Below are 21,577 nucleotides of genomic sequence, written 5' to 3' on the forward strand. Positions count from 1 at the left end.
CTGTTCTGTTTCAAAGACGGTAGGCTTGTTTGGCCAGCCGGTAGCTCAGGTCGTGGGCAATCGTGTGCGCCTCATCCTCGTCCAGCCGGTGATCGGCGACAAGCCGTGCGAGATAAGCGCAATCCACCCGGCGAGCCATGTCGTGCCGGGCGGGAATGGACAGATAGGCCCGCGTGTCATCGTTGAACCCGACGGTGTTGTAGAACCCGGCCGTCTCGGTGGTCAGTTCGCGGAAACGGCGCATGCCTTCCGGGCTGTCATGGAACCACCATGCCGGTCCGAGCCGCAGGGCGGGATAATGCCCGGCAAGCGGCGCCAGTTCACGGCTGTAGCTGGTCTCATCCAGCGTGAAGAGAATGAGGGTCAGTTGCGGATTGTTGCCGAACGCGTCGAGCAGCGGTTTAAGCTCCTCGACATAGCCGGTCGAACGCGGAATATCCGCCCCCTTGTCGGGACCGAAACCGGCGAAAACCCTGGCATTGTGATTGCGGAAGGAGCCCGGATGCAGCTGCATGACCAGCCCGTCATCAATGCTCATGCGCGCCATTTCGGTCAGCATCTGGGCGCGGAACAGATCGGCATCCGCATTGGAAACATCGGGCCGCAGGACCCGCTCGAACAGCGCCGCGGCGTCAGTGACGGGCAGATCGGCGGTGCGCGCGCTGGGATGGCCGTGATCGCTTGAGGTGGCGCCCCGGGCCTTGAAATAGGCACGCCGGTTGCGGTGCGCCTCGAGATACCCCTTGTAGTTCAGCGACGTGCCGGCAAGGGCAATGAGCCTTTCCACATTCGTGCGGAAATCCGCCCGCGACGCATCGATCACCGCATCGGGCCGGTAGGCGGGAATGACACGCCCGTCCCAGCCCGACTTTCGGATGATGTCGTGGGCCGCGAGGTCATCCGTCGCCGCATCGGTCGTCGAGATCACCTCGATGCCGAACTGCTTGTAGAGTGCGCGCGGGCGCATCGCGGGATCGCCGAGCTTGTCGGCAATACGGTCATAGAGCAGGTCGGCATTGCCTTCGTTCAATCGCTCCGTGATGCCGAAAACCGTTTCCATTGCATGCTCGAACCACAGGCGCGACGGCGTGCCGCGAAACAGGTACCAGTGTTTGGCAAACAGCCGCCAGATCGTGCGGCCGTCGGTTTCGACAGGCCCGCCATCGTGACGCGGCACACCCAGATCCTCGAGCTTGACACCTTGAGAATACAGCATGCGGAAAATATAATGGTCGGGCTTGACGAAGAGACTGGCCGGATCGGGGAAAGCCTCGTCATGGGCGTACCACAGCGGGTCCGTATGACCGTGCGGCGAGATGATGGGCAGGCGCTCGACGTCCGAAAAAAGCCGCCGCGCGATGGAACGGGCATCGGCTTCGATGGGGAAAAGTCGATCTGGGTGGAGAGGCATCGTCGGTCCTTGCTGTCATCTTCCGCACCGGCCGATACACCATACGCTGCGTGTACCGGAGCCGAAGCCGTGAAATTGCCCCTGTCGAGGCGCTTTTCGCATCGCGCGAGCCGCCTTGGGTGTCTTGTGAACATTCGGCTTTTGCGATCTTGGCGAAGAGTAAATAATAATATATTAGTATGTCAACTGGATCGATGTGCCCTGAAATCGTTTCATTCGCGGCTTTGGCACTATGATTTCGCGCGGAATTCTACCATTCATGACGGTGGATTCATCCGCGACACAGGAAATGGAGCGCTGGAATGGCAGCACAGAACCGGGGAGAAAAAAGTTTGGCCGTGGCGACACCGGCCGAACCCATCGCCTCAGCACGAGACAATGCGACGCGTTTCGCCAAATCCGGCACGCGCGGCGCCCCAGCCGGACGCATGACGACAGCCACGGCGATTTACCGCGAACTGCATGCTGCCATCGTTTCCATGCAGATGACCCCCGGCACCGCCCTCAACGAAAAAGTCTTGACGGAACGCTTTGGCGTCAGCCGCACCCCGGTTCGCGAAGCGCTGATCCGGCTGGTGGAAGACGGGCTGGTCGATGTCTTTCCGCAGTCGGGCACCTTTGTTGCCCGCATCCCGGTTGCGCTGATCCCGGAGGCCGTGGTCATCCGGCAGGCGCTGGAAGGCGCGACCGTCGAGCGGGCTGCGGCGGTTGCCAGCGCCAAGGATGTGGAATGGCTGGACGAGATTCTGGCGCGCCAGCAGTTTTTTGCCGACCGGCAGAACATGAGTGCCTTCCACGAAGCCGACGAGGCCTTTCACGAGGCGATTGCCGGCATCGCCGGCCATCCCGGCATCTGGCACTATCTGAAGCCGGTGAAAGTGCAGATCGACCGTGCCCGCCGCATGACGCTGCCGGCCCTCGGCCGCATGGAGAACGTGCTTGCCGAGCACAGGATCATCCGCAATGCCATCGAAATTCATGACGTACCGGCCGCCTGCGCGGCAATGAAGCAGCATTTGAATGCCGTCATTCCCGATATTGATGAACTGAGAAAAAGCCACCCGGGCTCATTCGTCTGAACCCGGCGATTACACGAAATGACGGAGGACTGAATGCGTCAGGCATGGAGATGGTTTGGGCCAAAAGCCGGTGTCACGCTGGACAATGTGCGCCAGGCCGGGGCGACCGATATCGTATCGGCGCTGCACGAGGTACCGATCGGTCAGGCCTGGACCGAAAAACAGGTGCATGAACGCAAGTCGCTCATCGAAACCACCCCCGCCGGGCGTATTCCCCTGACCTGGTCGGTGGTCGAGAGCATTCCGATTCCCGATGCGGTCAAACGCCTCGGTGGTGCGGCGAAGCACGAAATCGCCGCCTGGATTGCCAGCATGGAAGCGCTCGCAGCCAATGACATCCGTGTCATCTGCTACAATTTCATGCCCGTTGTCGACTGGTGCCGCACCGACCTCGATTATGTCACGCCGACCGGTTCGACCGCGATGCGCTTCGACCACAACACCTTTGCCGTGTTCGACCTGCACATCCTGCAGCGGACGAATGCGGAAGCGGCCTATTCGCCGGAGGACCGCGCCATCGCTGCGGCGCTCTACGCCGGGATGAGCGGACGGGAAATCGCCGACCTCACCCGCAATATCGCCAGCGCGCTGCCCGGCTCGACAACCGAGCCGCTGACCATCCCCGCCTTCCGCGACAAGCTCGAAGCCTATTCCGGCATCGACGCCGGCAGACTGCGCCAGCATCTGATCGAATTCCTCGAAGCCGTCACGCCCGTGGCTGACGATCTCGGCGTCAAGCTGACACTGCATCCGGATGATCCGCCCCGTCCGCTTTTCGGCCTGCCGCGCATTGCCTCGACGGAGGCCGATTATGCCGCCCTGTTCGACGCCGTTCCATCCCCAGCCAACGGCATGTGCTTCTGCACGGGAAGCCTTGGCGTTCGGGCCGACAATGATCTGCCTGCAATCGCCCGCCGCTTTGCCTCGCGCATCCACTTCTCCCACCTGCGCGCCACCACCCGGGAAGGCGACGGCCGCAGCTTCCATGAGGCGGCGCATCTGGAAGGCGATGTGGACATGGTCGCCGTGCTGAAGGAATTGCTGGCGGAAGACCGCAAACGCGACCGGTCCGGCAGCATCATCTTCCGCTCCGATCACGGTCACCGCATGCTGGACGACCTGACGAAAGAGGTCACGCCGGGTTATCCCGCCATCGGCCGCCTGCGCGGCCTGGCCGAACTGCGCGGTATCATCCACGCGCTGGATGCCGGGGCCCTCGCCTGAATTCCGATCAAGCGCCGATATCGAGGCAAACCCCGGCATGCGGTGCCGGGGTTTTTCATTTTCAATCGTTAATTCCGCTTAACACATTTGGCCCGAAACCGGGGATTTCAGAGTCTTCGTTTAGGCTTTCGTTCAGTATTGATCACATTACCGCCATATTTCAAAGGGAACGGCGGCAATAGTTCCATGGATGCAAGCATCCTTGATCACGTTTTGAGTCATAATAAGACAAATTTTTTGAATGACTTGGCTGATCTTGCGGGATTTGCTCACTGATATTTCCCTTTCGGGCCACCTCGAGGACACATTTACCCAAAATAGAATGGATCACTCACTCACGTGATGATCTACTTGCCCATGATCATTCTTATGCGTGCGTCTTCAGTCTGGCAGTACCTGCCGCGGGCCGTTTTAAAGTGCGAATTTCAATATGGTCTCCATTGCAAGTATCCGTAAGGTACTTACTGCAACCATGCTTCTTCTGATGTTTGGTATCGTTTCGGCGAACGCCGGTTCTGCCTGTGGCGGTGCCTCCTGGTACGCGCTTCATTCCAAGACGGCTTCCGGCGAGCGCATGAACCCCTCCGCTCTCACCGCCGCGCACCGCACCCTGCCTTTCGGTTCCAAGGTGAAGGTTACCAACCAGCGCAACGGCAAGTCGATCGTCGTGCGCATCAACGACCGCGGCCCGTTCATCAAGGGCCGTGTGCTCGATCTTTCCAAGGGCGCTGCGAACCGTCTGGGTTTCGTTGGCGCGGGCCATACCAATATCTGCATGGCCAAGCTCTGATAGACCTTCCCGCGCATCCCCGCCGGAAGGCAGGGATGCGGCCTCTTCGCGCTATTCTGCCCTCTACAATATCTTGATCGCGGTGCAGGATTGACCTTGACCATTGAACGTGACATCGCCATGTCAGCACTCCTAATCCTGTCGGGGGACGTTCCATGGCATTGAAAGTCGCGGTCCAGATGGACCATATCAATTCGATCCGCATCGCAGGCGATACGAGCTTTGCCCTGTGCCTCGAGGCGCAAGCCCGCGGCCACGCGCTCTATCACTACACGCCGGACCGGCTCAGCATGCGCGACGGCATCGTTCGCGCGCGGGTGGAAGAACTGCAGGTCCGCGATGTGGAAGGCGACCACTTCACCCTGGGTGAACCGGTTTCCCGCGACCTGTCCGAGATGGATGTGGTGCTGCTCCGGCAGGACCCGCCCTTTGACATGAACTATATCACGACGACGCATCTGCTCGAGCGCATCCATCCGAAAACGCTTGTCGTCAACGATCCGGCCTGGGTGCGCAACAGCCCGGAAAAAATCTTCGTCACCGAATTCCCCGACCTCATGCCCGATACGCTGATCACCAAGGATCCGCAGGAGATCGTGGCCTTCCGCAAGGAGTTCGGCGACATCATCCTCAAGCCGCTCTACGGCAATGGCGGCGCCGGCGTGTTCCATCTTGCCGATGGCGACCGCAACCTGACATCGCTGCTGGAAATGTTCGGCCAGATGTTCCGCGAGCCAATCATTGCGCAGCGCTATCTCAAGGATGTGCGGGCCGGTGACAAGCGCATCATCCTGATCGACGGCGAGCCGGTCGGCGCGATCAACCGCGTGCCGTCGGAAAGCGATGCGCGCTCCAACATGCATGTGGGCGGCCGGGCCGAGAAGACCGAACTGACGGAACGCGAGCGCGAGATCTGCGCGCGCATCGGCCCGTCCCTGCGGGAGCGCGGCTTCATTCTCGTCGGCATCGATGTCATCGGCGACTACATGACCGAAATCAACGTGACCTCACCGACGGGCATACGCGAAGTCAAGCGCTTCGGCGGCGCCGATATCGCCGCGCTGTTCTGGGACGCTGTCGAGGCCAAGCGGCGCTAACTGCGCCGTTCCCGTTCCATCGCCTCAAGGATATCGACAAAGGCGCGCACGCGCGCCGGCCTGTATTTGGCCGGCGGATAGACCGCGTGAATGCCGCCGGCCGGCAATGACCAGCCGGGCAGCAGGCGCACGAGCCGGCCGGCCGCAACATCCTGCACCACCTGGTAGTCCGGCATGACGGCGAGCCCGATACCGGCGAGGACGCAGACATAGCTTGCCTCGGTGCCATTGGCGCTGACAACGGACTTGCCCATCACAACCACCTTTTCATCGCCTTTTGCAAACAGCCAGCGCAACGGTTCCTTCAGCGCCCCGTTGGCGATCCATTTCGCCGCTTCGAGCGCACCGGGATGCGCAACGCGACCGATCTGCCCGGCATAGGCGGGCGAACAGACGAGATGCTGCTCGAACGTGCCGATCCGCCGGGCCTGTGCGCTGGAATCCTCCAGCCAGCCGACGCGGATGGAGAGATCAAGCTCATTGTCGACCAGATCGAATTTGACATCGGTGAAGGTGAGATCGGCCTGCATCTGCGGATGGCGCTGCAGATAAAGCGCCAGAGCCGGCGCCACAACCTTTGCGCCATAATCCAGCGGCGCTGTCAGCATCAGGGTCCCGACGGGTGTTCCGGTCTCGGACGACACCTCCTCGATCGCGTTTTCGGCCTCGCGCAGCACGACGATGCAACGTTCGTAGAAACGCCGCCCCGCCTCCGTCGTCCGCAGCCGCCGTGTCGTGCGGATCAAGAGCGCCGAGCCCAATTCTTCCTCCAGCTTCGACACCTGATGGCTGACGACGGCCTTGGCGACACCCAGCCGGTCGGCGGCGGCGGTGAACGATCCCATATCCACCACGGTGACGAAATAGATGAACCTGTTGAAACTGACCGCGGGCATGACGCGCCTTATTATACGAAATAATCATACAGTCTGTCATTTTGATCGGGATTTTTCAAGAAACCCGTCCATGTCACTATACGCCCCACAGTGAGAAACGGAGCGAGGACCGAGACGTGCGAACCCTTCTGACACGACGCGATACGATGAAATCCCTTCTGGCAGCCGGTGCCGTGGCGGCTCTGCAGCCGCTGGGCGCCATTGCGGCCAGGTCCGCCCCCACGCTGGCATGGACCTATTTCCAGGCGGATGAGAACGGGTTCCGCCGCACCCCCGTGCTCCTGACCGGCGAGAAGGAAGCGATCCTGCTCGATGGCGGGTTCACGCTCTCCGATGGACGCGCGATTGCCGATGCGATCAAGGCGACCGGCAAGACCCTGACAACGATTTACGTCAGCTGCAGCGACCCCGATTACTATTTTGGCCTGCGTCCCGTCGTCGATGCCTTCCCCAAGGCAAAAGTCCTTGCGGCGCACGCCACCGTGGACGCCATCAAGGGCAACGTACAGGGCAAGCTCGACATCTGGGGGCCGCAGCTCAAGGACAATGGACCGAAGGTGCTGGCGGATGTCGTCATTCCGGAAGCCTCAGACCTGTCTTCGCTCGACCTGGAAGGAAACAGAATCGAGATCGTCACCATCAAGGATATGAAGGATCGCCGCTATCTCTGGGTGCCCGGGCTTGAAGCGGTTTTCGGCGGCGTGCTGGTTTCCTCCGGCGTCCATGTCTGGGTTGCAGACGAGCCGGCCGTGGAAGACCGGAACAAGTGGATTGCCGCGCTTGACGAAATGGCGGCGCGCAATCCCCGGATCGTCGTGCCGTCGCATCAGGTTGCCGGTGCCCCGCAGGGACTCGCGGCGGTAAAATTCACCCGGAACTATCTCGAGACGTTCAACGCGGAAGTCGGGAAAGCCAAGACCAGCGGCGAACTGATCTCCGCCATGAAGGCGCATTACCCCGACCTGCTCGATGTCTCATCGCTTGAACTGGGCGCCAAGGTCGCCAAAGGCGAGATGAAATGGGGCTGATGGCCCCCCGCTGAACCGCATCGCGCCGAATTCCATCCCCGGCGCGATCCGGCCGTTCTCCTAACGTTCTTGTCATGCCGCACAAATTATGATGAGGTGCCGTTATTGGCACTGTTCATTTTTTAGATGCGGTATTTTAGGGAACGATTGATGGTCACCCGCGCGCGCACCGTCGCATTTCAGGGCATTGAGGCCCAGCCTGTCGATGTGCAGGTGATGATCGCCCCCGGCAAGATGGGAATCCATATTGTGGGCCTGCCCGACAAGGCCGTGGCTGAAAGCCGCGAGCGCGTGCAGGCGGCGCTGCATGCCTCCGGCCTGTCCCTGCCGCCCAAGAAGGTCACCGTCAATCTCGCGCCGGCGGACCTGCCCAAGGAAGGCAGCCATTACGACCTGCCGATCGCCATGGGCCTGATGGCCGGGCTCGGCGCCATTCCCGCCGATGTGCTGGAGGCCTATGTCGTTCTCGGCGAACTGTCGCTCGATGGCACGATCACCCATGTGGCCGGGGTTCTTCCTGCCGCGATCTCCGCCAACCGGCAGGAGCGCGGCCTGATCTGCCCCGCCCCCTGCGGACCCGAGGCTGCCTGGGCGGGCGCGCAGATCGATATCCTGGCGCCGCGCAGCCTGATCAGCCTCGCCAATCACTTTCGCGGCCATCAGGTGCTGTCGCGCCCTGAACCGTGCCTGCAGATCAATGCAACCGATCTGCCCGATCTGGGCGATATCAGGGGGCAGGAAGGCGCCCGGCGCGCGCTGGAGATTGCTGCCGCCGGGGGTCACAATCTCCTCATGATCGGGCCGCCCGGCGCGGGAAAATCCATGCTCGCGCAACGGCTTCCATCCATCCTGCCGCCGCTGCTGCCGCACGAATTGCTTGAGGTGTCGATGATTGCTTCGGTCGCCGGCGAATTGCCGGGCGGCAGGCTCACCGACCGGCGGCCGTTCCGGGCGCCACACCATTCCGCCTCCATGGCCGCGATGGTCGGCGGCGGCATACGCGCCCGCCCCGGTGAAGTCTCCCTCGCCCATCGCGGCGTGCTGTTTCTGGATGAATTTCCCGAATTCGCGCCCCAGGTGCTCGACTCCCTGCGCCAGCCACTGGAAAGCGGAGAATGCGTGATCGCCCGCGCCAATCACCGTATTTCCTATCCGGCGCAAATCCAGCTCGTCGCCGCCATGAACCCCTGCCGCTGCGGCATGGCCGGAGAACCGGGACACCGCTGCGCCCGGGGGCCACGCTGCCGCCAGGATTACCAGGCCCGCATTTCGGGTCCGCTGCTTGATCGCATCGACCTACGCATCGACGTTCCCGCCGTCAGCGCCGCCGATCTCATCCGCCGCCCCGTTGCCGAAAGCAGCGCATCGGTCGCACTGCGCGTTGCTCGCGCCCGGGACCTGCAGAGACGCCGCTACGAACAAATGGGATCGCCCGCCGTGACAGTGAACGCCCATTGCCCCGCGGCGTTGATCGAGGAGGTTTCCCGGCCAGACAAGCCCGGCCAGGCACTGCTGCAGCAGGCTGCCGAACAGATGCGCTTTTCCGCACGCGGCTATCACCGGATTCTCAAGGTGGCGCGGACATTGGCCGACCTTGACGGGGCCGAAGCCGTCGGGCGCATTCACGTGGCTGAGGCCATTTCCTACCGGATGGCACAGGACGCAGCCAACGAGGCAGCGTGAAATGTACAAAAGCAAATGCCGGACCTTCGCGGTCCGGCATGTCTTGATTGCCTTGGTGACGGTTTAGTGAACCGAGCCGACCAGGATATTGCTTGGGGCTTCGATGCTGACCCAGCGGCCGGTATTGTTCGTGGCCTGGCGCTTCAGGTAGGTGTACTCGGTTTCCGACCAGTTCTTGACGCTGTCGGCAAGGTTGTCGAGGATGAAATCGCCGGTATCGGTGCGCACCGTCAGAACCGCATGGCCTTCGCCATCGGGCTTGCGCACAACGGTGATCAGCAGATCGGCCGGGGAAACGCCCGCCTGCATCAGTTCACGGCGCTTTTCCAGGACATAGTCTTCGCAATCGCCGACATTGCCGACCTTGTCGGGATAGCCCCAGTATTCCTCGACGCCGTAAATTTCCATGTCCGTCAATGGCTTGACCGTCTGATTCACGTGGCTGTTAACGTTGACGATCAGCTCCCAGAAATCACGCGTCATCTTGGCCGGCGCAACATTGCGGCTGCGGATCGAGCACTCATCCGGCAGGCGCTTGCAGAATTCATAATGGCCGATCGGCTGGGATGTCAGACCGCCGGTCTGCATGAAAGCTTCAGCTGCGGAGGCGGAATTTGCGATGAGTGCGCCAGCGAAAAGTGCCGCCGCAACCCCCATCGACCTCAAAATCTTTATCGCTCCGAACATGCTTTACTCCGAACCCAACCAGCCTTCGTTAACAAAACGTTAATGGCCGGGAGGGATATGAGTCAATCACAATGGCGCCACGATCCCGCCATTGTTAATATATGGTTAAAATTTGAACTTCCTAGATTTTGACGAAAATTTGAAGGTTGTAGGCGGCGGAAGCTCACAACCGCAGGACGATGACGCCCTTGTTGACCGCCTGCGGGAGGTACGCGGCCATGTCAGTAACGATTTGAATTCATTGCGTTTTATTGATGAACGGAAGAAAACTGCCGGAAGATTCGGTCTTCCGGCATGGCTGTCCGATAATCGGACGGCGTGTTCAGCTGCGTGCGCGTCTACCGATCGGGGTGACATTGCTCTTGCGGTTGGCCTGAGCATGGTCGTTAACGAATTGGACGATACGTGGTGCAATTTCAGCACGGAAACGCGATCCGTTGAACACGCCGTAATGGCCGACCTTGGCCTGCAGATGATGCATGCGCATGGCGTCAGGGATGTTCACACACAGCGTTTGGGCGGCCTTGGTCTGCCCGACACCGGAAATGTCATCGTTCTCGCCCTCGACCGTCAACAGCGCGACTGTGCGGATCGACGCGGGATCGACCAGCTTGCCCCGGTGGGTCATCTCACCCTTGGGCAGGGCGTGGCGGACAAAAACCGTATCGACTGTCTGCAGGTAGAATTCCGCAGTCAGATCCATCACCGCCAGATATTCGTCGTAGAACTCGCGGTGCTTGTCGGCGGAATCGCCATCTTCCTTGACCAGATGCATGAAGAATTCCTTGTGCGCCGTGATGTGGCGATCAAGATTCATGCTCATGAAGCCGGAAAGCTGCAGGAAGCCGGGATAGACGTCGCGCATGAAGCCGGCATGCGGCCATGGCACCGACATGATGACATTGTCGCGGAACCAGTCGATGCCCTTCTCCTCGGCCAGGATATTGACCGCGGTCGGGTTCTTGCGTGTATCGATCGGTCCGCCCATCAGCGTCATGCTGGACGGCGCAAACCGGTCGCCATTGGCTTCCATGACCGACACGGCGGCGAGAACCGGGACCGATGGCTGGCAGACCGCCACCACATGGGTGTCTTCGCCCAGCGCGTGGAACATGTCGATGACATAATCGATGTAATCATCCAGATCGAAACGGCCGGCGGTCAGCGGCACAGTGCGCGCATCGACCCAATCGGTGATGTAGACGTCCGCATGGGGCAGCAGGGCTTCGACGGTGCCGCGCAGCAGCGTGGCATAGTGGCCGGACATGGGCGCAACCACCAGAATCTTCGGGTCCGCAGCACGCTTTGACGACAGCGCGCGCTTGAAGTGGATCACGTTGCAGAACGGCTTTGACCAGACGATCTTTTCGCGGATTTCCACTTCCTCGCCGTCCACGACGGTCGTCGGAAGATTGAAAACCGGCTTGCCGTAGGTGCGCGTGGTTCGTTCGAACAGCTCGCAGCCCGCGGTAATGGACCGGCCTATAATCGTCTGCGAAAACGGATTGAGCGGATTGTCGTAGAACAGCTTGGTTGCATCCGCGAGGGCCCGGTAGGGCTGGAGAGCGGCATGATTGAGTTCATAAAGCTGGTAAAACATTCCACTGTCCGATCATATCAACACAACGGCGATCTCACAAACATGATCATCAAAGATGAAAATGTTCTTGATGGGAGAATGACCCTAGCCGGTTTGATCGATATTGCAATGCAACAAACGGATTAGTGAAAAGAAAGATGTTCACAATTTCCTGTGCAGGCGCAACATGAATTGCGCACTGCACAGGTAAAGATCAGGCGCCTTCGACAATGACCATTTCGCCGTCGGCATATTGCTGCCGGATGAGCTTGGCCGCCTGGTATTCCGCTGAGTTGTAGCAATCGAGGGCATGCTGCACCGATGGGAACTCGATCACCACATTGCGGCCGCGCGCCGTGCCTTCCAGTTGATGAAACGTGCCGCCACGTGCCAGGAAATGTGCGCCGAACCGTTCGAAGGCCGGCTTCGCCGTCGTTATGTAACCCTTGTAGCCCTCCGCATCGCGAACATCGATGCGCGCTATCCAATATCCCTTGGCCATACATCCTCCACATCATGCATTGTCCGGTGACTCACCCGGACCGCGGCGGATTTGATCAGACGCCCGCCATTTCGGCAAGGATCGCTTGTGCCGCAGTCCTGGGATCGCCGGCGGCAACGATGGGCCGGGCAACTACGAGATGGCTCGCGCCGGCGCGTAGCGCATCGGCAGGCGTCATCACCCGCTTCTGGTCACCCACGTCGGCCCCCTTCGGCCGGATACCCGGCGTGACGACGGCAAGGTCCGGCCCGACAATCTTGCGCACGGCGGAGGCTTCGGCTGCCGAACAGACGATGCCGCCCATTCCCGCATGCAGAGCCTGTTCGGCACGGATCAGCACCAGCGTGTGCGGATCGTGCTCGTAACCGGCATCAATCATGTCCTGCTGGTCCATGGAGGTGAGGACCGTGACGCCGAGCAGGCACAGGTCCGAACCGCGCGCAGCTTCCACGGCCGCCTGCATGGCCTTGGGGTAGGCATGCAGCGTCAGCATGGAAACGCCCATCTTGACGATATTCTCGACGCCCTTGGCGACGGTATTGTCGATATCGAGGAGCTTCATGTCCAGAAAGACTTTTTTGCCGGACTGGACGAGTTCCGAGGCAAATCCAAGGCCGCCGGCAAAGGCCAGCTGATAGCCGATTTTGTAGAAGGATACCGTATCCCCGAGCGTACCGACGATATCGCCCGCCGCCTTCAGGTCAGGCACATCGAGGCCTACGATGAGGCGATCGCGCAAAGCCGCTTCCATCATGACAAACCACCTTTTCCGTTGATCGCCATCCCATGGCACACCAGCGCCTGATAGGAAAGATCACAACGGCAAAAGGACGGGTAAAAACCGCCTGTCAGCGCGATTTTGCCAGCCGTGCATGGTCGATCAGCGATTGGCAGACCCGTTCCATGGACCGTGCGGTCCGTTCATCATGAAACGAACCATCGCTGGCGAAGGCCTCATGGGCATGGGCCACGGAACATTGTTCGCTGATGATCAGCGTTCCGACATTCATCAGGACGGAGCGCAGGTGGTAGAGCCCGCGGACACCGGCAAAATTGCCGTCGGAGGATGAACAAAGCGCGACGATCTTGCCGGCATAGGGCCGCAAAGGCTTTTCGCCATCACGCGAAATCCGGCTGACCCAGTCGATGGTGTTCTTCAAGAGCGGCGGGATCGACGAATTGTATTCGGGCGATGCGATGAGAATGCCGTCATGGGCGGCGAACAGCCGCCCGAGCTTCATGGCATTCTCCGGTATGCCTTTTTCCTTCTCCAGATCCTGATCCATGATCGGCAGCGGGTAGTCGATGAGGGCTATGCGTGTCACGTCGGCGCCCAGTGCTGCCAATGTCCGGGTGGCGACATCGGCGACCTGGCCGCTGAAAGCACCGGTACGGTTCGAACCTGCGAAAACGAGGATCTTCGGCAGCATGGGGTTCCCTCTGTGGGTCAGACAATGAAAGGCAAATCAGGCGCGGCGGTAAATCCACAGGCGGGCGGGCGGAACATTGCGGATGATGAAATCGAGGTGTTCGATCTTGTAATTGCCGCGGCCGGCGGGAACCGGCGACATCGGACCGTAGGTGATCTGGACGATCGGGCGGCCATGCGGCACGCGGCGCAGCAGGTCCTCGATGATCTTCACCCGGTCGCCGACCGGAAAATTCAGCAGCGGCACCGCCGAAACGACCGAATCAAACATCTGGTCCTTGTGACCGCCGAGCGTCTTGTCGAGGTTGAACGCGTCGCCCTCGATAATCTTCACGCCGGGGAAATCCGCGCGCAGATGCGCGGCGAAATCCGAGGAATATTCGACGCAGAACAGATTGTCAGGCGTAACGCCGCGATTGAGAATCGCCCGCGTGATCACGCCGGTGCCGGGTCCAAGTTCGAGTACCGGCAATCCGGAATGCGGATTGACGACGCTGGCCATCCGGCGCGCGGTGATGGAACTGGTCGGCAGAATCGAGCCCACGGCCTTCGGTCCATGCATCCAGCCTTTGAAAAACCGGATCTCCTCGCCGAATTTTTCAGCGAGTTTTTTTCCCAGTGGTCGTGTCATTCCCATCCTCCCGTCGCAGGTAGACAAATTTATGACGCAACTCGTGGCGGAAGCAAGGCCAGTTGTCTTAAATCCGTAACAAATTTACTCGCTGAGTCCCTCGAAGAATTCCTTCATGCGGGCAAAAAAGCCTGACGATTGCGGGCTGTTGTCCTGGGACGACACGCGCTCGAACTCTTCCAGCAACTCGCGCTGGCGCTTGTTGAGATTCTGCGGCGTCTCGATGGCAATCTGGATATAGAGATCGCCCATGGCGGGCTGTCGCAAAACCGGCATGCCCTTGCCCTTGAGGCGGAATTGCTTGGCGTTCTGCGTGCCTTCGGGGATCTTGACCCGTGTCTGCGTACCGTCAAGCGTGGCCACCTCGAACTGGCCGCCCAGTGCCGCTGTGGTCATGGAAATCGGCACCTTGCAGTAAAGGTCGGATCCGTCGCGCTGGAAGAATTCATGCGGTTTCAGCGACAGGAAAATATAGAGATCGCCGGATGGCCCGCCGCGCACGCCCGCTTCGCCTTCGCCGGTCAGCCGGATGCGGGTGCCGTCTTCGATACCAGCGGGAATGTTGACCGAGAGCGAACGCTCCTCGGTGATTCGGCCCTGGCCGGAGCACTTCGTGCAGGGATCCTTGATGGTCTGGCCTCGGCCATGGCACGTCGGGCAGGTCCGCTCGATGGAAAAGAACCCTTGCGCCGCCCGGACACGGCCGGAACCGCCGCAGGTGTTGCAGGTGACGGGGGATGTGCCCGGCTTGGCGCCGCTGCCGGAACATTCATCGCAGGTGATGGATGTCGGCACGCGAATCTGCGCCGTCTTGCCCGCATAGGCCTCTTCCAGCGTGATTTCCATGTTGTAGCGAAGATCGGCACCGCGCTCGCGTCCGCCGGAGCGGCGCTGGCGCCCGCCACCCATCATCTCGCCAAAAATATCCTCGAAAATATCGGCAAAGCCACCGGCGCCGCCAAAACCGCCGCCGCCTCCGCCCATGCCGCCATTTTCAAACGCCGCGTGACCGAACCGGTCATAGGCCGCGCGCTTGTTGGGATCTTTCAAGGTTTCATAGGCTTCGCCGATTTCCTTGAATTTGTGCTCGGCGTTCTCATCGCCCGGATTCTTGTCGGGGTGATATTGCATCGCCAGTTTACGGAAAGCGCTTTTCAGCTCTTTCTCATCAGCGCCTCTCGCTACGCCGAGGGTTTCGTAATAGTCAGCCTTCATCCAAACACTCGTTCCATGAAATCAGAGAGCCTCACGCAGAGGCTCGTTTTAGACCGGTATTTAGGTGTTCAGCGCCCCGAATGCCATAGTCTACTTGGATTGATTCGTTCCACCTGGCGCATATTTGCGCATTATTGCGTTTGTGTGGCAATCCTTCCACGCTTTTATGCACGTGAGAAAACCAAAATGAGCCGACCCGCCGCCGCCTGAAGGCTGGCGCACCGCGATTATCCGCCTGTGTTGACCTGTGTCATTGCTCATGACCGGCCTTTCCCGTTGCCACGCCCGCAATTGCGTCTGGCTGTTGAAAGAGGGAAAGACGGGCGGTCCCTGGAACGCGGGTCTTGGGGTATGCGGTATGCGATGCTTGCGATCCAAGGACCACCCGCTCCGGCGATTTTTGAGGAGTTTGCCTTGTTCTGCCCATTCCCTCGCGAGGAATGGAGGCAGAGAGGAGAAACCTCCCCGGCCGCACAGGTTTTCCTCCCCGCGAGGCCGAAGCGCCGATCCTTTCCCGGCTTTCGAAAGTTTCCGGAAGCATTCCCGCCGGAAAGGACACATTGAGAATAACTTGGGTTGGGACGTGTTGGATAAGTTGGCGTGATTTTTCTGATGACGCGTTGCAGAGCTGTCGCGCGCCCTTCGACAAGCTCAGGATGAGGGAGGTGGATGAGTGCTGGGAGCCACCGCTAGGCACAAACAAAGAGCCCGGCGCTGGGCCGGGCTTTTGTGACGCCAACGATCTACACTCAAGTCGGCGGAACGGCAGGCGTCGGCGTTGTATCCGGTGTGCCGAGAAGCTCGAATTCTGCGATCGAGAGAGCCTTGGTGCCAGTAAATTCCAGCCGGTATCTGGCATAGGTAGCTGGCGTCTTGAGCGCGAACGGCCTCGTCTGCTGGCGCCACTCAAAGACCTGCGCTTCACGGGTATCGAGCGCCACCCAAGTCTTCCCGTCATTCGAGCCTTTGAGCGTCCAGCCTGCCGGATCCTCTCCGGTTACATCAGCCGAAGTCAATGTATAGAGCGATACCGTATCAATTGTTGCTGAGGTCTCTTTGCGGGCCTCAAGCCAGCCGGCCGCGCCCGCGGGATTTTCCCACTTCGTGCTTGAGGTCCGGTCGAAGACTTCGGCCTTGTTGGCGTCCGTGCTCGCCGCGACGATGTAGGCGGCGGGCAGCAGGGATTTCAGCGGCGTTGGCTTCTTCTCACCTTGCGTAATAGATGACGGTACGTCGTTGGGTCCGCTGCCCCACAGCGATGGATTTGGTCCCATCTCGAAATCAAGCACCGCGCCTTCTGCCAGTTCTGCGTGCAGGAGATAGTTGCGCTTCATTGCCTTGCCGTTCAGTTTCAGGCTCTGAACATAGCGATTGCTGCTGCTGACATTGGGCGCGTTGATGATGATCTTCTTGCCGTTTTCCAGGGTGACACTCATGTTCTGGAAATAGGGCGCGCCGATTGCATATTCCGGACGCCCTACGCTCACCGGATATATGCCCATGGCACTGAGTATGTACCAGGCGGATTGCTCGCCATTGTCCTCATCGCCGATATAGCCCTCGCCGATGGAATTACCGGCTGCGTCGAACCCGGAGAAGTAGAGCTTATCCATGACATCCCGCAGATAATTTTGGCCGTTGGCTGGTGCGCCGGCATAATTATACATGTAGATGGAATGGTGCACGGGCTGGTTCGAATGCTGATACTCGCCGACGCCAGCCAATTCATCGACCTTTTTGGCTTCGAGTATCTCGTGGATGACTGTCCAGTAACTGCCCCTGTCAGTGTCTGGGCGGGTCTTGAAGAATTTATCGAGCTTGTCCTTCAGCTTCCGCCGCCCGCCGTAGAGGTTGGCGAGACCTTGACCATCTTGTGGCGCAAGAAACGCATAGGACCAGGCGTTACCTTCCGTATAGCCATGGCCCCAACTTTGCGGCGAGCCCGGACCGGGTTGCCAATTGCCGTCCGTACCCTTGGAGCGGAAGAATCCGCCGGACCATACATCAGTTGAAGTTCCGTCGAAGATATACGGGTAGCTGATCGCCCGATTCATGAAATAGACGTAGTCATCGTCCTTCTTCAATTCCTTCGCCATTTGGGCGATGCCGAAATCGTTGAGGTAGGCCTCCAGCGACCACGCGACGGATTCGTTGTTGTCAGTCTTGTAGCCATAGAATACCGATGTATCCATGCCTTTACGGCCCTTGCTATCCTCCTTGCTAACGGATGTTGCATTGCGCAGCATCGAGGCATAGGCGGCATTGACGTCAAAGTTGCGAACGCCCTTCATATAAGCATCGGCGAAAATGATGTCGGAACTCGTCGCCACCATGCTGTCCTTGTAACCTGGGCCAGACCAGCGGGTGACCCAACCGCCATCCTTGAAACCATTGACGAAGCCGTCGATCATCAGCCCTGCCTGCGTGGGCATTAGCAGCGAATAAAGCGGCCAGTTGGTGCGGTATGTGTCCCAGAAGCCGTTATTGACCCATATCTTTCCGGTCTTTTCTTCAGGTGGATCGGTATAAGGGCTCATATATCTCGGCTGGCCATCCACATTCTCCCAGGCAGAATTTGGATAGAGAAAAGCGCGGTACATATTGGAATACAGGATGATCTTCTGATCCTCCGTCGCACCCCCGACACGTATCCGGCCAAGTTTTTCCAGCCATGCTTCCTCAGCGCTATCTTTGATCTCCTCGAAGGTCTTGGTTCCTATCTCCGCGGCCAGATTGGCCTTGGCTTGTTCGACGCTGATGAACGAGGTAGCGATCCTCATACCAACAGACTTGCTGCTGTTCGCCACATCAAACTGAACCCACAACCTGCCCGAATCTGCATTCTCTGATTTTGTCACTGGAGCATCGAAGACGGCATAAAAAAACATTCGCGGTGAACCGTGATCGGTAAATCCCGAGATTGCGCCATTATCTGGGTCGTACGCAAAGGTGCCATCGCCACCCATCGTGCTGAACAGCAGGGTCAGGACTTTTTTGTCAGCCGGAACCGTCACACGGAAATAGGCAGCATGGTCCGTAGGCGTAATTTCGGTTTGCGTTCCGTTGTCCAGTGTCAGGCTGTAATAATGCGCATGGGCAATCTCATTCTTGCGGTTAAATTCCTGCGCTACATCATGGAGACTTGAGACTGCCTCTGGCTCAATCGGCATGATGCCAAGTGATTGCCGGTTGCCGATCCACGGGCTCGGTTCGTGAACGACGGCAAAGGCCCGGACCGTATCAATCCGATTTCCGCCCTCACCTGTCTCGAACTGATAAAACCAGTTCGCATCTGAACGGTTGACCGGGCTCCACATATTAAAACCGAAGGGAACAGCCGTTGCTGGAAAAGTATTCCCTCGTGTAAAGTCGCCACTCGATAGAGCACCGCGCATCGTGTTGACGTAATCGGCGAGGCTGAGGCGGGTCCTGTTGAGCGCAAGTATCGCCTTGTCGAACACCGCCAATTCCTTCTGGAGCGGCTTCGCATTGCCCAAGAGCGCAGAAGACATATCCGTGATCTTGCCCGAAAGTTCCGCCACTTGCGCAACTGTTGCGTCTGCTGGCAGTTTATGGATGGCGTCCAGAACACCATCCGCTTTTGCAAGCGTTGCCACCACATCCGCCTGCTTGGCTGCGATATTTCTTTCCAAGGTTGCAAGCTTTTGCAGGTAACCATCGACAATGGCCAGATCCTCGGTCGACACTTTAGATTTGCCTGCCTTGGCCGCCCGGGCTTTCAACGCCAAAGTTTGCTTTGTCATGCTATCAAGCGTCGCTACTGCGGGGAGCGTCTTTTTCAACTCGGCTTGAAGCGTTGTTACGTGCGGTTGCATCGCTTCGAGTTCTAGCGTCTTTGTAATCTGCGATAGTGAAGACAGCGCTTGTTGAAGTTCAGCGATCTTCCCATCAGCAGCACCGCTGGCTTGAGCGATCAGACTTGCCAAATTCGTATTGGCATCCATTGCAGCTTCCGTATTAGCGTCTTTCAATCCCTCGATTTGGCTTCCAAGCGCATCAATGCGGCCATTCAGTTGATTGATAAAGGTTCCTTCCGACGTGACGGCGTCAGGCTTCTTGTTCTCGCCATCGTTGCAGCCTGAAAGCGTGGTGCAACCCAACAATGCAATGTAAACAGCCTTTCTGAAAATCATATAATCCTCCCAAATTATCCGACTGCCGAAGTACCGTGGCAATACCTGACACGGGTAGATCGCTCTAAAGCCCGGGCTTACGACAACCGTGGCCCAGCGGCTGTTAAACCGATTGAAATTCGGGGTATTTCATAGGCTTCCGGCGAAAGCGGGACAATTATGCGATGGTCTAACAGCTCAACAAAAAAGCCCGGCATTTCTGCCGGGCTTTTCATCATAGTGTGTGCTGCGGATTATGCAGACTTCTTCTTGCCGTTTTCGTCGATTTCTTCGAAATCAGCGTCGACAACATCCTCGTGGCCCTTGGCTGCGGCTTCGGTCTTTTCACCTTCGCCTTCGGCAGCCTGGGCTGCTTCATACATGGCCTGACCGAGCTTCATCGAGACTTCAGCGAGGGTCTGCGTCTTGGCCTTGATGACTTCGGCGTCATCACCTTCGGCCGCAGTCTTCAATTCGGCCAGAGCCGTTTCGATTGCCTGCTTGTCCTCGGCCGAAACCTTGTCGCCGTAATCCTTCAGCGACTTTTCCGTCGAATGGATCAGGGCTTCCGCCTGGTTCTTCGACTCGACCGCCTCGCGGCGCTTCTTGTCGGCCTCGGCATTGGCTTCAGCATCCTTGACCATCTTTTCGATATCGGCATCGGAAAGACCGCCGGATGCCTGGATGCGGATCTGGTGTTCCTTGCCCGTGCCCTTGTCCTTGGCCGACACGTTGACGATACCGTTGGCATCGATGTCGAAACCGACTTCGATCTGCGGAACGCCGCGCGGTGCGGGCGGAATGCCCACGAGGTCGAACTGGCCAAGCGCCTTGTTGTCGGCAGCCATTTCACGCTCGCCCTGGAAGACGCGGATCGTCACGGCGGACTGGTTGTCCTCGGCCGTGGAGAAAGTCTGCGACTTCTTCGTCGGGATCGTCGTGTTGCGGTCGATCAGGCGGGTGAACACGCCGCCGAGCGTTTCGATGCCGAGGGACAACGGCGTCACGTCGAGCAGCAGGACGTCCTTGACATCACCCTGCAGAACGCCGGCCTGAATGGCTGCGCCCATGGCAACAACTTCATCAGGGTTCACGCCCTTGTGGGGTTCCTTGCCGAAGAAGGCCTTCACGACTTCCTGGATCTTCGGCATGCGGGTCATGCCGCCGACCAGAACCACTTCGTCGATTTCACCGGCCTTGAGGCCCGCATCCTTGAGCGCTGCCTTGCAGGGCTCGACGGTGCGCTGGACCAGATCATCGACCAGGCTCTCGAACTTGGCGCGCGACAGCTTCATGGTCAGGTGCTTCGGACCGGAGGCATCGGCCGTGATGAACGGCAGGTTGATTTCGGTCTGCTGGGCCGACGACAGTTCGATCTTGGCCTTTTCCGCAGCTTCCTTGAGGCGCTGCAGGGCAAGCTTGTCGTTCTTCAGGTCGATGCCCTGTTCCTTCTTGAACTCGGCCGCAAAATATTCGACCAGGCGCATGTCGAAGTCTTCACCGCCAAGGAACGTATCGCCATTGGTCGACTTCACTTCGAAAACGCCGTCGCCGATTTCCAGAACGGAAACGTCGAACGTGCCGCCGCCCAGATCGTAGACGGCAATGGTCTTGCCTTCCTTCTTGTCGAGGCCATAGGCCAGGGCAGCTGCGGTCGGCTCGTTGATGATGCGCAGGACTTCCAGACCGGCGATCTTGCCTGCATCCTTGGTGGCCTGACGCTGGGCATCGTTGAAGTAGGCAGGAACGGTGATGACGGCCTTCTCGACCTTTTCACCGAGATAGGCTTCCGCCGTTTCCTTCATCTTCTGCAGAATCATCGCGGAAATCTGCGAAGGCGAATATTTCTGGTTGTGAACTTCCACCCATGCATCACCATTGTCGCCTTTGACAATGTGGTAGGGCACAAGCTTCTTGTCCTTTTCAACGGTCGGATCGTCAAAACGGCGTCCGATCAGACGCTTGACCGCAAAGACAGTTCCTTCCGGATTGGTGACAGCCTGGCGCTTGGCCGGCTGGCCAGCAAGGCGCTCATCGCTATCCGTGAAAGCGATGATCGACGGCGTCGTGCGCGCACCTTCCGCATTTTCAATGACCTTCGCGTTCTTTCCGTCCATGACGGAGACGCAGGAATTGGTCGTACCCAAATCGATACCGATAACTTTAGCCATTATACTTCTCTCCATTCAGCAG

At 59.2% G+C, this 21,577-nt stretch carries 17 protein-coding genes; 6 read left to right on the forward strand and 11 right to left on the reverse strand.

The window, feature by feature from the left end; genetic code table 11:
• Positions 1 to 10 precede the first annotated feature (10 nt).
• Positions 11 to 1,411 (reverse strand): glucuronate isomerase, encoded by a 1,401-nt coding sequence (gene uxaC / locus AC1Q5O_RS12180; RefSeq protein WP_492563309.1) that lies wholly within the window; start codon positions 1,409 to 1,411, stop codon positions 11 to 13.
• A gap of 302 nt (positions 1,412 to 1,713) precedes the next feature.
• Between uxaC and AC1Q5O_RS12185 the strand changes: the two genes are divergently transcribed.
• From AC1Q5O_RS12185 to gshB, 4 genes are all read left to right on the forward strand, one after another.
• Entirely contained in the window at positions 1,714 to 2,490 is a 777-nt protein-coding gene (locus AC1Q5O_RS12185) for a GntR family transcriptional regulator (protein WP_492563310.1), read from the forward strand.
• Between the two features lie 33 nt (positions 2,491 to 2,523).
• Positions 2,524 to 3,714 carry a mannonate dehydratase gene (uxuA, locus tag AC1Q5O_RS12190; protein ID WP_492563312.1) on the forward strand — a complete coding sequence of 397 codons (1,191 nt, stop codon included), beginning with the start codon at positions 2,524 to 2,526 and terminating at the stop codon, positions 3,712 to 3,714.
• A 472-nt stretch (positions 3,715 to 4,186) separates the two neighbouring features.
• A complete protein-coding gene (locus tag AC1Q5O_RS12195) occupies positions 4,187 to 4,504 on the forward strand; it encodes a septal ring lytic transglycosylase RlpA family protein (RefSeq protein WP_199537995.1) in 318 nt (105 codons plus the stop codon).
• A gap of 155 nt (positions 4,505 to 4,659) precedes the next feature.
• Positions 4,660 to 5,601, forward strand: coding sequence for a glutathione synthase (gene gshB / locus AC1Q5O_RS12200; RefSeq protein ID WP_288191853.1), 942 nt, complete (start codon positions 4,660 to 4,662; stop codon positions 5,599 to 5,601).
• Here the strand turns inward: gshB and AC1Q5O_RS12205 are convergent.
• The gene (locus tag AC1Q5O_RS12205) at positions 5,598 to 6,497 is read right to left on the reverse strand and encodes a LysR family transcriptional regulator (protein WP_492563315.1); all 900 of its coding nucleotides are present in this window, start codon (positions 6,495 to 6,497) and stop codon (positions 5,598 to 5,600) included. The genes gshB and AC1Q5O_RS12205 overlap by 4 nt on opposite strands.
• Positions 6,498 to 6,643: 146 nt before the next feature.
• On the opposite strand from AC1Q5O_RS12205, the gene AC1Q5O_RS12210 reads away from it, so the two are divergent.
• Both AC1Q5O_RS12210 and AC1Q5O_RS12215 read left to right on the forward strand, forming a co-directional pair.
• Complete coding sequence (locus AC1Q5O_RS12210; RefSeq protein ID WP_492563931.1) at positions 6,644 to 7,525, forward strand: MBL fold metallo-hydrolase; 882 nt, start codon at positions 6,644 to 6,646, stop codon at positions 7,523 to 7,525.
• Between the two features lie 150 nt (positions 7,526 to 7,675).
• Positions 7,676 to 9,208: a YifB family Mg chelatase-like AAA ATPase gene (locus AC1Q5O_RS12215; RefSeq protein ID WP_492563316.1), complete on the forward strand. Its 1,533-nt coding sequence runs from the start codon at positions 7,676 to 7,678 to the stop codon at positions 9,206 to 9,208.
• Positions 9,209 to 9,271: 63 nt separating this feature from the next.
• On the opposite strand, the gene AC1Q5O_RS12220 is transcribed toward AC1Q5O_RS12215, so the two are convergent.
• The 9 genes from AC1Q5O_RS12220 to dnaK all read right to left on the reverse strand — a co-directional run bounded on the left by AC1Q5O_RS12220 (position 9,272) and on the right by dnaK (position 21,555).
• The gene (locus AC1Q5O_RS12220) at positions 9,272 to 9,895 is read right to left on the reverse strand and encodes a transglutaminase-like cysteine peptidase (protein ID WP_492563317.1); all 624 of its coding nucleotides are present in this window, start codon (positions 9,893 to 9,895) and stop codon (positions 9,272 to 9,274) included.
• Positions 9,896 to 10,217: 322 nt separating this feature from the next.
• The gene (locus AC1Q5O_RS12225) at positions 10,218 to 11,495 is read right to left on the reverse strand and encodes a polyhydroxyalkanoate depolymerase (protein ID WP_492563318.1); all 1,278 of its coding nucleotides are present in this window, start codon (positions 11,493 to 11,495) and stop codon (positions 10,218 to 10,220) included.
• Positions 11,496 to 11,688: 193 nt separating this feature from the next.
• Positions 11,689 to 11,976, reverse strand: coding sequence for a DUF1330 domain-containing protein (locus AC1Q5O_RS12230; RefSeq protein WP_492563320.1), 288 nt, complete (start codon positions 11,974 to 11,976; stop codon positions 11,689 to 11,691).
• A gap of 55 nt (positions 11,977 to 12,031) precedes the next feature.
• Positions 12,032 to 12,727 (reverse strand): orotidine-5'-phosphate decarboxylase, encoded by a 696-nt coding sequence (gene pyrF, locus AC1Q5O_RS12235; protein WP_492563932.1) that lies wholly within the window; start codon positions 12,725 to 12,727, stop codon positions 12,032 to 12,034.
• A 97-nt stretch (positions 12,728 to 12,824) separates the two neighbouring features.
• Entirely contained in the window at positions 12,825 to 13,406 is a 582-nt protein-coding gene (locus AC1Q5O_RS12240) for an NADPH-dependent FMN reductase (RefSeq protein WP_492563321.1), read from the reverse strand.
• Between the two features lie 36 nt (positions 13,407 to 13,442).
• Positions 13,443 to 14,036 carry a phospholipid N-methyltransferase PmtA gene (gene pmtA / locus AC1Q5O_RS12245; protein WP_492563323.1) on the reverse strand — a complete coding sequence of 198 codons (594 nt, stop codon included), beginning with the start codon at positions 14,034 to 14,036 and terminating at the stop codon, positions 13,443 to 13,445.
• A gap of 84 nt (positions 14,037 to 14,120) precedes the next feature.
• Positions 14,121 to 15,251 (reverse strand): molecular chaperone DnaJ, encoded by a 1,131-nt coding sequence (dnaJ, locus tag AC1Q5O_RS12250; RefSeq protein WP_223613999.1) that lies wholly within the window; start codon positions 15,249 to 15,251, stop codon positions 14,121 to 14,123.
• 749 nt (positions 15,252 to 16,000) lie between these two features.
• On the reverse strand, positions 16,001 to 19,405 hold the full coding sequence (locus AC1Q5O_RS12255) for a GH92 family glycosyl hydrolase (protein ID WP_492563324.1): 3,405 nt from the start codon (positions 19,403 to 19,405) through the stop codon (positions 16,001 to 16,003).
• A 233-nt stretch (positions 19,406 to 19,638) separates the two neighbouring features.
• Complete coding sequence (dnaK, locus tag AC1Q5O_RS12260) at positions 19,639 to 21,555, reverse strand: molecular chaperone DnaK (RefSeq protein ID WP_492563326.1); 1,917 nt, start codon at positions 21,553 to 21,555, stop codon at positions 19,639 to 19,641.
• Between the last annotated feature and the right edge of the window lie 22 nt (positions 21,556 to 21,577).

The organism is Phyllobacterium sp. MT110 (assembly GCF_058792715.1).

Excerpts from the sequence above, each read along its gene's own strand:
- uxaC (WP_492563309.1), bottom strand. The coding sequence starts at position 1,411 with ATGCCTCTCCACCCAGATCGACTTTTCCCCATCGAAGCCGATGCCCGT.
- AC1Q5O_RS12185 (WP_492563310.1), top strand. The coding sequence starts at position 1,714 with ATGGCAGCACAGAACCGGGGAGAAAAAAGTTTGGCCGTGGCGACACCG.
- uxuA (WP_492563312.1), top strand. The coding sequence starts at position 2,524 with ATGCGTCAGGCATGGAGATGGTTTGGGCCAAAAGCCGGTGTCACGCTG.
- AC1Q5O_RS12195 (WP_199537995.1), top strand. The coding sequence starts at position 4,187 with ATGCTTCTTCTGATGTTTGGTATCGTTTCGGCGAACGCCGGTTCTGCC.
- gshB (WP_288191853.1), top strand. The coding sequence starts at position 4,660 with ATGGCATTGAAAGTCGCGGTCCAGATGGACCATATCAATTCGATCCGC.
- AC1Q5O_RS12205 (WP_492563315.1), bottom strand. The coding sequence starts at position 6,497 with ATGCCCGCGGTCAGTTTCAACAGGTTCATCTATTTCGTCACCGTGGTG.
- AC1Q5O_RS12210 (WP_492563931.1), top strand. The coding sequence starts at position 6,644 with ATGAAATCCCTTCTGGCAGCCGGTGCCGTGGCGGCTCTGCAGCCGCTG.
- AC1Q5O_RS12215 (WP_492563316.1), top strand. The coding sequence starts at position 7,676 with ATGGTCACCCGCGCGCGCACCGTCGCATTTCAGGGCATTGAGGCCCAG.
- AC1Q5O_RS12220 (WP_492563317.1), bottom strand. The coding sequence starts at position 9,895 with ATGTTCGGAGCGATAAAGATTTTGAGGTCGATGGGGGTTGCGGCGGCA.
- AC1Q5O_RS12225 (WP_492563318.1), bottom strand. The coding sequence starts at position 11,495 with ATGTTTTACCAGCTTTATGAACTCAATCATGCCGCTCTCCAGCCCTAC.
- AC1Q5O_RS12230 (WP_492563320.1), bottom strand. The coding sequence starts at position 11,976 with ATGGCCAAGGGATATTGGATAGCGCGCATCGATGTTCGCGATGCGGAG.
- pyrF (WP_492563932.1), bottom strand. The coding sequence starts at position 12,727 with ATGGAAGCGGCTTTGCGCGATCGCCTCATCGTAGGCCTCGATGTGCCT.
- AC1Q5O_RS12240 (WP_492563321.1), bottom strand. The coding sequence starts at position 13,406 with ATGCTGCCGAAGATCCTCGTTTTCGCAGGTTCGAACCGTACCGGTGCT.
- pmtA (WP_492563323.1), bottom strand. The coding sequence starts at position 14,036 with ATGACACGACCACTGGGAAAAAAACTCGCTGAAAAATTCGGCGAGGAG.
- dnaJ (WP_223613999.1), bottom strand. The coding sequence starts at position 15,251 with ATGAAGGCTGACTATTACGAAACCCTCGGCGTAGCGAGAGGCGCTGAT.
- AC1Q5O_RS12255 (WP_492563324.1), bottom strand. The coding sequence starts at position 19,405 with ATGATTTTCAGAAAGGCTGTTTACATTGCATTGTTGGGTTGCACCACG.
- dnaK (WP_492563326.1), bottom strand. The coding sequence starts at position 21,555 with ATGGCTAAAGTTATCGGTATCGATTTGGGTACGACCAATTCCTGCGTC.